The sequence below is a fragment of the Fretibacterium sp. OH1220_COT-178 genome (assembly GCF_003860125.1).
In the GTDB taxonomy this organism is placed as follows: domain Bacteria; phylum Synergistota; class Synergistia; order Synergistales; family Aminobacteriaceae; genus CAJPSE01.
On the sequence record NZ_RQYL01000001.1, the window covers coordinates 127,018 to 141,260 of the forward strand.

Consider the following 14,243-nt stretch of genomic DNA (forward strand, 5'->3'; position numbering starts at 1 on the left):
CGCCTCACTAAGCGCAGACCGCTCCCCGGCCCTCAGGACTGTCGTGGATCTGACGCAGGACCTCGATAGCCACCTCGAGAGCACGCTTGCCGTCCCGGATGCCCACCAGCGGCTGACGCCTCTCCCGAACGCAGCTGATAAAATGCGCCAGCTCCAGCTTGAGGGGTTCGCTTTTCGGAAAGATGGGCGTCTCCAGAATCTCCGTCTGGCCACCGCCATCCCGAACGCACCGGCTGATCTGAACGGTCTGAGTCTCGTAGTTCACCGAGATATGCCGCTGAGGCTCCATGATGTCGAGCTGCCTCTGCCTCTTTTCGGAGACCCGGCTGACCAGGATGTGGGCCATCACCCCGTTCTCAAAGGCGATCTGAGCGTCGGCGATATCCTCGTGGTCCGTGTGGACGCATCGCCCCGTCGCTGCGATCCGGGCGATCGGAGAGGGAACCAGGGAGAGGATGATGTCGATATCGTGGATCATCAGGTCCAGGACGACCCCCACATCGTTGATGCGTGGAGAGAATGGGCCGATCCTTTTGGATTCGAGGTAGATCGGCGTATGGACGGTCTGGGAGATATAGCGCACCGCGCTGTTGAAACGCTCGATATGCCCCACCTGAAGGACCAGATCGTTTCGGGCGGCCAGTTTCAGCAGATCCTCGGCCTCATCCGGACGAGTCGTTACCGGCTTTTCGATCAGGACATGGATTCCAGCCTCCATTGCCCTCTTGGCCACGTCGTAATGCAGGCTGGTTGGAACGACGATGGAGACCGCATCCGGAGCCTGACGATCGATCAGTTCCTCCATCGTCGAGTAAGCGGGCACCCCAAGATTGTCGCCGATCATCCGCGAGCGTCCCTCGTCCCTGTCGGCAACGCCGACCAGGCGTGCGTCCAAAAGCTCCGTATAGACACGGGCGTGGTGCTGCCCCAAATGGCCGACGCCGATCACGCCGACCCTCTTGATTGCCGATTCCATCACGGTCATCCTCCAAGCTTCCATCCGGACGTGGGCGCGAGAGAAAACGGAAACGCCCCGGAAGTTCCGTATCTCCATCTCTGTCTATCTTATCCCCGATCGGCATCGTTTCGTGGCATCCAGACACGAGCCCGACACGTCCCCTCCCCGGCCCTCAGGAAAAACGTGCTTCGGCGGAGACCGTCCCAACCGTGCATCACAGCAGCCGGGCATGGAGAAACATTCTGTCCTCCCTGTCCCCACCCCGGTAAGAGTAACATCTGTCCATGTTTTTGAGCGTATCGATGCGGGAGACGAAAATTCGGGACGCGTCGACCCCGGATTCCATCAACTGAAGCCGGAGCTCTCCGGCAATATCGAAGTAAAAAAGTCCCTCCGTCCCGCACACGTTTTCGGCATGAAAGGCCTCGAGCCCCCGAGCGGTCCACGCCTCCATCGTGCGAGGATAGCTCCCCCCTCCAATACACGGGCCAACCCAGGCGGAAGCCGACGCCACCGCCTCGGGGCCAAATCGAGCTTCCACCTTTCGAAGTCCTGCACGGACAATATTCTGCACCGTTCCCTTGTACCCGGAATGCAGCAGCAGCGCCCAAGGTGCATGACTGCGACTCCAGGCCTCCGAAGGTAGGACGACTACGGGAGCACAATCGGCAAATCGCAGCGACCCCTCCAGTTCGGAATCCGTCAGCAGGACACCATCGGCCTCCGGGGTTTCGGGCAGAGCGTTTTCGAGGGCGGAGTCAAGCACTTCGACCCCATGAACCTGTCTGGGGGCAAGCAGGGGCAGGGAATTTCCCAGCAAGGGACTCAAACGCTCTCGAATGATCGCCGCCCGGCCGCCCGTGGAATCCACAAGGCTCCCCCTCATGAACAGACGGACCTGCACAAAAGACGGGGCAGGGACGAAATCCAGGATATGTTGCCCCTCCTTTTCCGCCCACTCGAAGTTCTCCGGCTCGCATCTCCCGTTCGTGAAATTGCAGCTCACATTCTATTCCCCCTCCAAGCGCCTCGTCAGGACGGGGCGGATCCAGCCGATCAGATACAAGCTCCCACAGACAAGGACCAGATCGTTCTCCCCCATTGCAGCATCGAGGGCCTCGACCGGCAATTCGAACCTGCGGGGCGGAGCCCGCCAGGCGAAGCGGGATGCCGCCCGCTCAAGCTCGTCGGGGGGAAGGCTCCGGGAGACCCCGGGAACGGAGGTTGCATAAAGAACCGCAGAGAGTTCCGCCAGCAGTTCAAGGCATGAACCGTAGTCCTTGTCCCTCATCGTCGAGTACACGACCCCGATTCTTCGGTTCGGCCAGAGCTCCCGTACGCTCTTCACCAACTTGTCGACCCCGTCCTGATTGTGCCCTCCATCCAGGAGTACCGGAGGGTGCAGCCCCAGCAGCTCCAAGCGTCCGGGCCAAAAAGCGATCTCCATACCCTTCCGGACGCTCTCGGGCGACAACCGGACAAACCGGTCCCGAACCCGATCGATCGCCAACAGGGCAAGCGCTGCGTTCGACACCTGATAGCGGCCGATCATACGGGTACGGACCCCTTTCAAGGCCAGGCCCGGAGAACGAAAGTCGAAGGAACATCCCGTTTCGTCGATACGGACGTTCTCCAGTTCCGCAACCTCGGAAACCACGAAGGGCAGGGCTCCCCGTCGGTTGCAGAAGGACTTGAAGAGCGGAATCAAGCCGGGATTGTCCCCCAGAAAACATGCGGGAACGTCAGGACGCACAACGGCAAATTTTTCTCCGGCAACCTTTTCGAGAGTATCTCCCAGGTATTCGGTATGGTCCATGGAGATGGAGGTGACGACGGAACAGACGACATTTTCCGACAGATTCGTGGCATCCAGCCTGCCGCCCAACCCCGCCTCGACCACGGCGACATCCACCCGCTCCTCGGATGCGAGCAGGAAGGCCGTCGCCGAAATAAGCTCGAAATAGGAGGGAGGGGCCCCTTCAAGCGGTGCATCTCCCCTCACCGTCTCCAGAACACGAGTGACGGCCTCCCCCCATCGGTCGGCATCGAGGGGACGCCCATCGATCAGCAATCGTTCTCCAAGCGTCTCCAAATGAGGGCTGCTGTACAATGCGGTCCGATAGCCCGCGGCCCTCAAAACGGACGCGAGGAAAGCACAGGTCGACCCCTTGCCGTTCGTCCCCACCACATGGAGAACCGGATAGGCATTCTGGGGATTGCCCAGAAGCCTCAACAGGTGCCCGATCCTCTCCAGACCGGGAGAGCCCCCCGAGGAGGCCGCAAGCATCAACCGTGACTCAACGTCGTCGAAAGTCACGCGCTCCGACGTTCCCAATCCCTGCTTCATCGCGAGTTCCCCCGCCCCCTTCTCCCCTTTTGCCCAACCGCAAGACGACGGCACCAAAAAAGCCCCCGACGTCGTTGGAGCCCCAACAACTTGGGAGGCCGATCTGCACGTGAAAGGGGCACTTCCCCCGACCACTCTCGTTTTGAAACCCCAACGACCTCGGAGCGTCAACGAGAGGTGGGCGGAATGGAAAAAGCCCCGGAAAAGCCCGCCTTGGCCAGACGAGAGATGAGCGAGGAGGCATCCTGCCGGGTCGCCCCCGCATGAACGAGAACCCGATGAAATTTGGGCCCGGAAACCACCGACGCCTTATAACCGGATTGTGAGAGCTTCCGGGAAGTCTCGGCCGCTGCCTCCTTGGTGGAAAAGGCGCCGACCTGAACTCGCCACTCGCCTCCCTCGGTTTTTCTGGGGGCGGGAGGTGCAACAGGCGGCGGTGCCGTCTTTGCGGGGGCTTTGGAAGGCGCAGGGACACTTTTGGCCGGAGGACGGTTGTAGGAGATCTTTTTGGGAGCCGGCGACGAGGCCGAACCGCCCTGCTTGGCCCCGTTGTTTGCGGGCGGGGACGAGACGACGACCTCCACGCGCTTGGACTCGCTCTTCCTGGGAGCAGCCTTCTTGGCTTCGACCTTTGCCTCGGCCTTTTTCTCCCCTCTCCCCTCTTTCTTGTCGATCGCCCCCGGAGAGGTGTTCCCATAAGGGATGGCCAGGACATCCATAGCCAGCGAGGTCCTGCGCGGAGAGGGCAGGACCCCCTCCGACGATCCCGGAGAATCAGGAGGGGCCACCGCGAGTGACGACGACGCTTCCGTTCCCTCCGGGGCCCCTCCTGAGGTCATCGCCGGCAGAGGCTGCAAATCGCCCGGACCGGCCGGGTCCGCAACATGTGCCTCCTCCTTGGCCGCAACCACCGGCGAGGCCCTTCGCTCCGAACGAGCTCCGTTGAGAAAAAACAATTTTCCCCCAACCACCAGGAGCCCGACCGCCACGACTCCGACGAGGGGCAACATGATATCCCCAAAGGAAATCGAGAACCCTCTACTTTTGTAACGCCTAGCTTCCCTTGACGTCAAAACTCCAACTCCTCCCTATACAAGAAGTCGCAAGCCCCTATTCCCGCTGACGCTTCCGGTATATGGCGGGCAGATCGTAGGTCGTCTTGGGGACCCCACGAAAGAGATCCACCTCCTCATCTCCCGGGGACTGCAAACGCGTTTCCTCGAAACCGGTACCCTCATTTTTTTTAGCGGAAAAAAGCGAGGAAATGGTTCTGACGGAGGGAGAGGGCACATCCTTCTTCCCCTTGTCCGGGGCGCCTCCCTGCTTGCCCTTGCCCTCGGGAAATCCCGTCGCGATGAGGGTCAGGCGAATGGTCTCCCCGACCTCCTCGTCGATGACGTGCCCCCAGATGACCTCCGCCTTGGGATCCGCCGTAGCCTTGATGACCTCGGCGGCTCGGACCATCTCGGTGAGAGTGACGTCGGGCCCCGTCGTGACGTTGAACAGAATGCCCTTGGCCCCCTGCATCGGAATGGACATGAGCGGAGACTTGATGGCCGCCTTCGCCGCCAGCTCCGCGCGGCTGTCTCCTTCCCCGACTCCGATCCCCATGATCGCGGACCCTGCGTTGCGCATCACGGTCTTGATGTCCGCGAAATCGAGGTTGATGACCCCCGGCTTCACAATGAGATCCGTCACGCCCTGGACAGCCTGGCGAAGCACCTCGTCGACCATCTGATAGGCATCCACGAGACGCAGACGCTCGTCGGCCAATCCCAGCAGCCTGTCGTTCTCGACCACCAGCAGGGCATCGACGTTGTCCTTCAGACGCGCAATGCCATCCTGCGCCGTCAGGAAGCGTTTTTGCATTTCGAAGCTGAAGGGCAGGGTCACCACCGCCACGACCAGGACCCCCATCTCCCGGGCTACGTCGGCAATTACGGGAGCCGCACCGGTACCCGTTCCGCCGCCCATCCCCGCCGTGATGAAGAGCATGTCCGCCCCGTTGATGTACTCCTTGATGCGGTCCATGGACTCCTTGGCCGCATCCATTCCCACCTGAGGATTGGCACCGGCGCCAAGCCCCCGAGTCAGCTTTTCTCCCAGAATGATCTTGTTCGGGGCCTTATTCATCGCCAGGGCCTTGGCATCCGTATTGGCCGCGACGAACTCCACCCCCTCCAAACCGGAGTTGATGATGTGGTTCAGCGCATTGCCGCCGCCGCCGCCGACCCCGAAGACAATGATATTCTCCCGCCGTTTCATGGAATCGGTGAGCTGAAACATCTGTTCCTGGTCCATCTATAGTCCTCCCCGCCGCTTTCGTTTCAAAGTACTCTGCCGCCGCCGCCCCGTCCCTGCAGGATCAAGGGCAACCGATCCTGTGAAGGTCCGCATGACGATGCGCCGGAACGCCCCGGGCAATAAACCCGAGGCTCTCGAAAACCCGTCCGTCGATGGAACCTCACCCCGAACGTTCCGAAAAAGGAGCGAAAGCTCAACCAGCGTTTCCACGCACATTCACCTAAAAAAGCTCTTTGAGGTTCTCCTTCAGCTTCTCCAGCATGTTCTTCATATTCCACCTCGGGGCTGCGGCCGGAACGCGATAGGGCTCCCCGACCTCCTTCACGATCGTTCTCGGCGACAGGCGCATCTCCGTAGGCGTGGGCTCGATGAAAAGGTGCGTATAGCGCCGTCGATACAGAATGTAGCGCAAAAGCCCCGCCGCGCTGACGTAGGCCGAGTCCTCCCGGCCGGGAGGCATGGAATAGAGGTCTCCGGGGTTCGCAATGCGGACCGGCATCTGAAGGATATCGGAGAGCATATCGCCGATGCCGGGGGTCTTGGCGACCCCTCCGGACAGGACGATCCCGCCGGGGAAAATCTGAGGATCGCAATCCCGCAGCGCTTCGCGCACATGATCGACGAACAGCTCCTCGACCCGGGAACAAAGCACCTCAAGGGCGAGACCGACGTCGATTCCCTCCCTCCGAAGCGTCTCCTCGTCATCGACGAAAAGACGTTTCTTAAGTTCCTCGGCCCTCCGAAGCGGAATGCGGAGCACCCCCGCCAAATCGTTGGTGATGTGGTCCCCGCCGATGGGAACGCTGAGGATTCTGAAGGGACGCCCGGCCTGATACAGAACGAGCCCCGTGGAACCGCCCCCTATCGAGAGAGAAACGACCCCAACGCGCATCTCCTCCTGCGTCAGCGAACCGAGCGCGGAGGCCAGAGGCTTGAGGACCAGGCCCTCCACCTGAATACCGGCACCTTCGACGCAGGTGATGACGTTCTGCACGTAGGTTTTGGGCACCGATACGGTCTGCAGCGCCATCTCGAGGCGCATCCCCGTCATGTTGATAGGTTCGTCGACGGGACGATCGTCCAAGGAGTAGCGAACGGGGATCGTATGGACGGAGAGTGTGTTCTTGGATGGAGAAAGACGGCTCTGGGCTGCCTCGATAACGCGTTCCAGATCGGAAATCTCTACCCGGCTGGGCTCCCGCCCTCCCAGGGCGACCATCCCCTCCGTCATGACGCTGTTCACGTCCAGGGAGTTGAAGGCGACAATCGCCGAGGTCAATCTCTGCCCCACAATATTCTCGGCATCCCGTACTGCGTTGAGGACGGACTCCGTCGCCTCGTTCAAGTTGACGATGACGCCCTTGGAAATGCCTCGAGAAGGGGAGCATCCCACACCGATCACCTGGACGGAATCCTGATAGCGCGGGTCCCTTCCCGCCACGATAAGGGTGACCTTCGTGGTTCCAACGCTAAGTCCGACTAAGGTATCCGACTCCCTCTGCAATTACTTCAGACTCCCTTCTTTTGGCCCGCCGGGTAATTTTCTCAGTAATACCTTCCCCTCGTAAGTGGCATCGATCCTGTGGTTGCCGCCCTCTTTCGAAAGCCTCATCAGAATCTCCTCCAGCATGGCCCCCAGCTCCTGCCCACTGTATTTGCTCCGCTGAATCAGGACCTCGAACCTCTGCTTGCCTCGTACCAGATTCAGACGAAACAGATCGGCCCCCGCCCTGCGGTCCAAAACAATCTCCCGAACGGATCCGAACCAGGAATAATCCTGATACTCCTGCAAAAAAACGACGATGGCGTCAAGCGATACCGGAGACGTGAAGACCCCCGAGGGAAGAGGACGCATGTCGTCGCTCAATTGAGCAAACTGCCAGATCGGCCCCTCGGCGTCCGAAGGCCCCGCGGGCGCGGGCAACTCGTCCAGCTCCGCAGGATTCCACATACGGCCCTCCCTGGATATGCACCAAACACGGCCGCGCCACCTCACCCTCACCCACGGCACAAGCCACTTCACCGTAGTGACAAATCGCCCCCACTCGGGCATCCGCGTGGATACGGAGACCGGCAGAAGGCGTTCCAGAACCCCTCCCACTCCCTCGGCATCCCCGAGAAAAAACGGCCAGAACCGCAGACATCTGGGCGGAAAAACATCCCAAAGACGCCTTTCCAAAGCCGGGCTTTGAGCTTCGACACGGTAGCCGCTCAGCGACATCCATCCGTTATATTCGTAAAGCCGCCACGCAAACCCAAGGAACGCTGCGAGCAACGCCATTTTCGAACATCGCAAACCCCTGGCTCCCCCAATGTCATAAAATCCCGGACTGACGGAAACCCACAAGCGGAGCCTCCCGAATTCAGTTTCCCGATGTCATCTGGAGCATCGAACCATCCCCGTTGTCCCCAAAGCTCAGCCCCCACCCCAGGAACCGGACCTCGGGTTCGAGCAGAATGCCCGTGTGCTCCAAGACCCGATTCCGACAGATCCTCATCAGGGAAAGGACCTCCTCGGCGGTCGCTCTGCCGCGGTTCAGTATAAAATTGGCGTGTCGGTCGGAGACGACGGCATCCCCCGAACTTATTCCCTTGCACCCGCACAAGTCCAGCAGCCGGCCTGCACTCTCCCCCTCGGGATTTTTGAAGCTGCACCCCGCGCTTCTCCCTCCGTGAGGCTGTATGCCCCGAACGGAACGAAAATGCCGCAGACGTGCCTCGATCTCGATTCTGGGCCCGGGACTGAAGGACAGCTTACAGGACAGCAAAAGGCGCCCCGCCTCCAACAGAGAGCACCTGCGGTAGGAACAGGAAAACTCTCCTCGCCTCCATCTGCGAAGCGACCCATCGGGCTCTATGGCGACGACTTCGTCCAGGCACTCCCCTATGCTCCGCCCTCCGGCTCCGACGTTCCCGGCGACGGCCCCTCCAATGGTTCCGGGGATCCCCAGGGCAAACTCCAAGCCCGACAAACCGTCCTTCGCCGTTCCCGACACAAGGGAGGCGAGGACATGCCCCGCTTGGACGTCCACAACGACGCGGTCCCCCATCGGGATCTGCCAGACGGCGGTCCACCTTCGGGTCGAGACCACAATGCCCGAGAACGATCCATCCGCAAAGACGACATTGCTCCCTCCCCCCAAAACGTAAAGGGGCATGTTTTCCTCCCGAGCCAGCCGGTGCAGAAGCAAAAAGTCCTCCAGGTCGGACGGTTCCGCATAATATTCCGCATACCCTCCCACCCCGAGGGTGGAAAGGGGCGCCAAGAGCTTATTTCGCTCCAGAGGGCAATGCAATGTTTTCCTGAAACCATCCGCTGTTTCCCGAGGGGGCCTCCGGGGCAAATCTCCGCCCGGCGGAGATTCAAGGGGGGTGCCCCCGGCAATAATGGTTTTCATTATAAGCCATGCCTCCCTATTCGGAAAAGGCAAAGAAAACGGATCAACGCCCCACCCCCGTCCCATCCAGAAAAAGACCGCCCAGACGGGATATGCTCCCCGCCCCCAAGGTCAGGAGCACATCCCCCTCCCTCGTAAGGGCTTCCAGGGTAGAGAGCGCCTTCTCTTCGTTTTCACAGAGATAGCATGAGCGACCGTTCGACCTCATTCTATCCGCGATCTCCTCGGAGGACACCTCGGAGAGGACGGCTTCTCCCGCTCCATAGACGGGAAGCAGAAGAACGATATCCGCACCTTCGAGCACGGAGGCCAAAGGCCCCAGGAACGCCGCGGTGCGGCTATAGCGGTGTGGTTGGAAAACCGCCACGAGACGACGGCCGGGATGGGCCTTTCTCATGGCGTCGAGGGTAGCCGCAAGCTCGGTGGGATGATGGGCGTAGTCGTCGACCACCAGCACGCCATGGCGCGTACCCAGGGTCTCGAGCCTCCGCTTGGCCCCACGAAAGGTCCTGAGCGCCTCCGCCGCGGAGGCAAAGGGCACTCCCAGGGCATCGGAAACGGCCAATGCGGCCAGTGCATTCAGGACGTTGTGCGCACCGGAGACGGCCATCTCGATGCGTCCCATCATCTCACCGCGGCGGCAGACGACACAGGATACCCCGCCCCCAGGCCTGTGAAGCAAGTCAAGCGCCCCCCAATCCCAGACATGGCCCCAGCCGTAACGAACGACAGGTCCCGTCACCTCCCGCCCCTCAAGAAGCTGCAGCATCTCCCGGGCTCCCTCGTCCTCGGCGCAGACCACAAGCGGCGCATGGGTTTTTCGTCCCTCGGCGAAACGGACGAAGGCCTCCACGACATCCTCACGAGACCGAAAATGGTCGACGTGGTCCCAGTCTATGTTGGTCACGACCGCGAGGGAGGGGTGAAAATACTCGAAGGATCCGTCGCTCTCGTCCAGCTCGGCCACGAATGCAGCTCCCTCTCCGAGCCGTGCGTTCGCGCCTATGTCCTGAACCTCGGCCCCCACATACACGGTGGGGGACAAGCCGGCTCGCTCCAGGATCAGGCTGATCATGGACGAGGTGGTCGTCTTCCCGTGGGTGCCCGCGACACCGACGCCCTCCGCCTGATTGAACATCCAGCTCAGCGCCCTTCCGCGCCCGACCGTCCGGACGCCCCTTTCCCGGGCGAAGGACAGCTCCGTGCAGTTCTCGGCAATGGCACTGCTGTAGATCACCAGCTGAGGATCGAACCTTTCGACGTGCTCGTGCGAATGCCCGACCAGGCACTCCACCCCCCGAGACTCCAAGCTCTCGATGCAGGCCCCGCGCTCCAGATCGCATCCGCTGACCGTGCACCCCATCTGGAAGAGCAACCCGGCCAGCGAACTCATCCCCGAGCCCCCGATCCCCATCAGATGAATCCGTGTCACTCCAGAAAATTCCGACATGGTACGCAAAACGCCCTTCCAAGAAAAACTTCGACGCCCAGGCGCCCTGAAGCCCCAGCCCCGAAAACCGAAAGGCGGAGGGCCCTCGGCGGCATTATATCAAAGGTATCTGCCCCAGACCCGACTCGGCGCCTCTTTGAGGATGAATTAAGGACCAGAGCAACGGGCAGACACAGTCTTTCGGCTTTTTCAAGGAGGACCTGCGGCCCTCAGAAAACAGTCTCTCGATGGCATCCTCCAAGGATCCATCGCCGCTTTCCCTCCAGACAATCCCTCCGCCGGACTCCGCAAAACAGCGGGCATTTCGCTCCTGGTGCCCCTCCGCCGCGCCCTCCCAGGGAACGGCCACGGCAGGAATGCCCCATGCCATGGCCTCCGCCAGAGTCGAGCCTCCCGCCCGGCAGGCCAGAACGTCGCAAAGCGAGTAGAAGGGGTTCATATCCCATCTTCGTCCGACAAAATGAACATTTTGGGGGAGCGGCCCATCCGGCTGCTCTCCCAGGAACAAGAATTTGACGTCGATGCCGCGTTTTTCGAACGAAGCAGCCGCAAGGAGAGCTTTCTCCACAAGACTGCGGCTGCCTAGAGAACCCCCGATCACCCCCACCCATGTCCCCTCGGCCGTGCAATTCAGCCCCAACGAATGGAGGGCATCGAGACGAGGAACACGCCCGGGAGGACGCACGGGAATGCCTACATGGGAAAAGGGCTTCCGTACCCCCAAGCACTCGCTCCAGCCCGATGCCACCGAGGCCCCCATCCGTGAGGCCAGGCGGGTCACCCGCCCGGCGACGGCGTTCTGCTCGTGGATCACGACTGGAATTTTCTTCACCTTGCAGAGCAAGAGCGGGGGAAACGACACATATCCACCAAAGAGGAAGCAGACCTCGGGCCTCGTCCGGGCCAGGCAGCGGACCGTCTCCCCCATGCTCTTGAGAAGCCCGAGAAAACGGCGCAGAATCCGTACCGGAGACCGCACTCCCAGCGGAGACCCCTCAAGGGAGAGCTTGTGAGGCGCAATTCCTTGAGCCTTGTAGATCTCCTCCTCCAATGGGCGGGCACCCGACAGATAGGAAACCGAGGCGCCACGGTGCGCCTCGATCCAGCGCCCAAAAACCGTTGCGGGAAAGATGTGTCCTCCGGTCCCACCGGCCGCGATCAACACCCTCATCGGCCTCTCCCTCGAAGCCTCTTTCTCCATCTCCCATTCCCCCGTCGCCACAGGCCGGAAACGGCTCTCACCGCCGTGGCATCCCTTCGAACGAGGCATGCCGGGCCTCCTCCCGATTCAGGAAGCCGTTGATGCGCATCAAAATGCCCACTTTGGCCCACATGAAAATCATCGCGCTCCCCCCCGCACTGATAAAGGGAAGCGGAATGCCCGTCAGGGGCATCAGTTTCATGACCCCTCCCAGATTGACGAACATCGGCCCGATCACCGACGTCGTCAGCCCCAGGGTCAGGGCGGACAGGAAGGGGCTCGTGCAACGCCGATAGATCCGATAGATGCGTATCGTCCATACCGCATAGAGCGATAGGAGCAGCAACGTCCCCACCAGCCCGAACTCCTCGCCGATGGCCGGGAAGATGTAGTCGGTCTGCGCCGCGGGCAGGTATGCGTCCTCCTGCAATCCCTTGCCGATCCCAACCCCGAAGATCCTTCCGTTGCAGAAGGCGACCAATCCCTGGATGATCTGAAATCCCTTGTTCATCGGGTCCGACCAGGGATCCAAAAACGCCATCAAACGCCTCATCCTGTAGGGTTCCATCCAGATCAGCAGCGCAAAAATCGTCGCCATCAGGAAACCGCCCAGCAGCGGGTAGCTCCATCCCTGCCTCTCGGCGTGCATCATCAGGCAGATGCCCGTGACCAGAATGGTCCCGCCCAGGTTCGGTTGAAACAAAAGAGGCAGGACGGAGAAAAACGCCACCGTCAACGTCGGCCTTAAGAAGGCCTGCCTCCCCGACCGCCTGGACCGGTCCAGACGGTCCGCCATGAAAATCGGCACCGAGAACAACAGAAGCTCCAGAGGCTGAAAACGCACATGTCCAAGGGCCAGCCAGCGCCGGGCCCCCCCCACCTTGATGCCTATTCCCGAAACGAGCGTGAGGGAAACGAGCAACAGGGAAAAAATCCAGAGGATCCAGCCATAGCGACGGAGCAATTTGAGTGGAGTCAGGGCACAAATCACCATCAGGACGAGCCCGAACACGAAAAATCGGGCCTGTTTGAGGATTTGGGCGTAGGGTTCTCCGCCATCCATGCTGTTCCTCAGGGACAGGGAGGCAATCATGACGAGCCCGCACAAGCTGAGGACCAAGGGAATGCCCCAGATCAGCCAGGGGCCGCTCACCCTCGAACGCTCGCCTTCGTCGAAGGCCCTCACGACTCGGCCGCCAAAGTTTGGACGATCCCACAGAAGTGATCGCCCCTCTGCCCGTAATTCGCGTACATGTCCCAACTGGTGCAGGCCGGGGAGAGCAGTACGGTCATTCCGGGGGTCGCAAGCTTCCGCGCGATTCGTACGGCCTCCTCCATGTCGCCGGCCTCATGGACGGCGGAGAACCCGGCTCGGCCGAGCGCCCTCGCGATAGCCTCCCGCTCCTCGCCCAGAAGAACCGCAGCGTCCGCCTCCCTCAGGACGGCCTCTGCCAACGGGGCATAATCCTCCCCCTTGCCCCGTCCTCCCAGGATCACGATCTTGCGCCCCTCCAAGGAGGTCATGGCCGTGACGGACGCAGCGACGTTCGTCCCCTTGGAGTCGTCCACGTAGACGACTCCGTCGATGACCCCGGCGTGCTCGCAACGATGAGGCAGAGGGGCAAACCCCTCGATCAGATCGCGGGCCGGCCGGTCCACTCCCAGCAATCGGATCGCGGCCAGGCTCATCGCGACGTTCTCTCGATTGTGCCCCCCCAACAGGGAGGTCTCCGAATAGAGAAAGAGGGGCAGCTCCTCGCCGTCCAGGATCAACCAAGCCCTGTCGTCATCCATAAAAATGTGCCCGGCCGTTCGGTGCAGCGGCTCCCTGCTCCAACCCAAAGTCAGAATTCTCTCGGCATTCGGGGCGTTCAAGGCCTCGACATCCCTGTCCTGGACGATACCCCATCCCCCCGGCGCCCTGAGTTTGAGGACCTCGGCCTTGGCCTCCACATAAGCCTCGTAGCTGCCGTGCCAGTCGATGTGGTCCGGAGCCAGATTCGTAACAACGGACACGGCTGCGGAAAGCACGGAGGCCCGGGCCAGCTGAAAGCTGCTCAGCTCCAGAACCACGGCATCTAAGTTCCGGTCCGTGAAGGTAGAGGCTGCCGTACCGAGATTTCCCCCCACACCGACCTCCCAGCCGGCCCTGCGAAGCATGTGTCCGACGAGCGACGTTACCGTGCTCTTACCGTTGCTTCCGGTCACCGCGACGATCTTTCCGCAAAGGTGCGGGGCGACGAGATCCAGTTCCCCGACCTGGGGAATCCCGCGCCGTATCGCTTCCTGGACGACCCCGGAACGGGGGGGGATACCCGAGCTGAGCAGCAGGGCCTCAGCCATGAAGGCTTTTTCCGTATGCCCCTCCATCTCCCACTCGATTCCATTCTCTTGAAACAGGGCCATGGTCTCGGCGGGAATAGGCCCCCTCTCAGAGACAAAGACACGGGCCCCCAGCCGTCCGGCCAGAAGCGCCAGCTCCCGGCCGCTGACCCCGGCCCCGACGACCGTGATTCGTTTTCCCTTCAAATTCAAGGAACTCGACACCGACCTCTCCATGCGTCCACTCCCTCCCCGTCGAAAGC

The 14,243-nt window shown here is 61.4% G+C and carries 12 protein-coding genes; all 12 read right to left on the minus strand.

Annotated elements, in window-relative coordinates; all coding sequences use genetic code 11:
* Window positions 1-7: 7 nt before the first annotated feature.
* A complete protein-coding gene (locus EII26_RS00635) occupies window positions 8-976 on the minus strand; it encodes a Gfo/Idh/MocA family protein (protein ID WP_124887198.1) in 969 nt (322 codons plus the stop codon).
* A 196-nt stretch (window positions 977-1,172) separates the two neighbouring features.
* Window positions 1,173-1,964 (minus strand): polyphenol oxidase family protein, encoded by a 792-nt coding sequence (locus EII26_RS00640; protein WP_124887199.1) that lies wholly within the window; start codon window positions 1,962-1,964, stop codon window positions 1,173-1,175.
* Between the two features lie 3 nt (window positions 1,965-1,967).
* Complete coding sequence (locus EII26_RS00645; RefSeq protein WP_124887200.1) at window positions 1,968-3,305, minus strand: bifunctional folylpolyglutamate synthase/dihydrofolate synthase; 1,338 nt, start codon at window positions 3,303-3,305, stop codon at window positions 1,968-1,970.
* A 167-nt stretch (window positions 3,306-3,472) separates the two neighbouring features.
* Window positions 3,473-4,315 (minus strand): SPOR domain-containing protein, encoded by an 843-nt coding sequence (locus EII26_RS00650; RefSeq protein WP_124887201.1) that lies wholly within the window; start codon window positions 4,313-4,315, stop codon window positions 3,473-3,475.
* Window positions 4,316-4,415: 100 nt separating this feature from the next.
* Window positions 4,416-5,606 carry a cell division protein FtsZ gene (gene ftsZ, locus EII26_RS00655; RefSeq protein WP_124887202.1) on the minus strand — a complete coding sequence of 397 codons (1,191 nt, stop codon included), beginning with the start codon at window positions 5,604-5,606 and terminating at the stop codon, window positions 4,416-4,418.
* 223 nt (window positions 5,607-5,829) lie between these two features.
* The gene (gene ftsA, locus EII26_RS00660; protein WP_124887203.1) at window positions 5,830-7,113 is read right to left on the minus strand and encodes a cell division protein FtsA; all 1,284 of its coding nucleotides are present in this window, start codon (window positions 7,111-7,113) and stop codon (window positions 5,830-5,832) included.
* A complete protein-coding gene (locus EII26_RS00665; RefSeq protein WP_124887204.1) occupies window positions 7,114-7,710 on the minus strand; it encodes a hypothetical protein in 597 nt (198 codons plus the stop codon).
* Between the two features lie 262 nt (window positions 7,711-7,972).
* Window positions 7,973-9,073, minus strand: a complete 1,101-nt coding sequence (murB, locus tag EII26_RS00670; RefSeq protein WP_124887205.1) for a UDP-N-acetylmuramate dehydrogenase — start codon at window positions 9,071-9,073, stop codon at window positions 7,973-7,975.
* Entirely contained in the window at window positions 9,051-10,439 is a 1,389-nt protein-coding gene (murC, locus tag EII26_RS00675) for a UDP-N-acetylmuramate--L-alanine ligase (RefSeq protein WP_233572519.1), read from the minus strand. Before murC ends, murB begins: the two co-directional genes overlap by 23 nt.
* Window positions 10,440-10,551: 112 nt before the next feature.
* Window positions 10,552-11,628 (minus strand): UDP-N-acetylglucosamine--N-acetylmuramyl-(pentapeptide) pyrophosphoryl-undecaprenol N-acetylglucosamine transferase, encoded by a 1,077-nt coding sequence (locus tag EII26_RS00680; RefSeq protein ID WP_158612068.1) that lies wholly within the window; start codon window positions 11,626-11,628, stop codon window positions 10,552-10,554.
* Between the two features lie 67 nt (window positions 11,629-11,695).
* Window positions 11,696-12,844, minus strand: a complete 1,149-nt coding sequence (locus tag EII26_RS00685; protein ID WP_124887208.1) for an FtsW/RodA/SpoVE family cell cycle protein — start codon at window positions 12,842-12,844, stop codon at window positions 11,696-11,698.
* A complete protein-coding gene (gene murD / locus EII26_RS00690) occupies window positions 12,841-14,217 on the minus strand; it encodes a UDP-N-acetylmuramoyl-L-alanine--D-glutamate ligase (protein ID WP_124887209.1) in 1,377 nt (458 codons plus the stop codon). The genes EII26_RS00685 and murD overlap by 4 nt, the downstream gene beginning before the upstream one ends.
* Window positions 14,218-14,243 lie beyond the last annotated feature (26 nt).

What these genes read in the sequence shown, in the direction of transcription:
- ftsZ (WP_124887202.1), bottom strand. Translation starts at nt 5,606, where the DNA reads ATGGACCAGGAACAGATGTTTCAGCTCACCGATTCCATGAAACGGCGG.
- EII26_RS00635 (WP_124887198.1), bottom strand. Translation starts at nt 976, where the DNA reads ATGGAATCGGCAATCAAGAGGGTCGGCGTGATCGGCGTCGGCCATTTG.
- EII26_RS00680 (WP_158612068.1), bottom strand. Translation starts at nt 11,628, where the DNA reads ATGAGGGTGTTGATCGCGGCCGGTGGGACCGGAGGACACATCTTTCCC.
- murD (WP_124887209.1), bottom strand. Translation starts at nt 14,217, where the DNA reads ATGGAGAGGTCGGTGTCGAGTTCCTTGAATTTGAAGGGAAAACGAATC.
- EII26_RS00650 (WP_124887201.1), bottom strand. Translation starts at nt 4,315, where the DNA reads ATGTTGCCCCTCGTCGGAGTCGTGGCGGTCGGGCTCCTGGTGGTTGGG.
- murB (WP_124887205.1), bottom strand. Translation starts at nt 9,073, where the DNA reads ATGGGACGGGGGTGGGGCGTTGATCCGTTTTCTTTGCCTTTTCCGAAT.
- EII26_RS00645 (WP_124887200.1), bottom strand. Translation starts at nt 3,305, where the DNA reads ATGAAGCAGGGATTGGGAACGTCGGAGCGCGTGACTTTCGACGACGTT.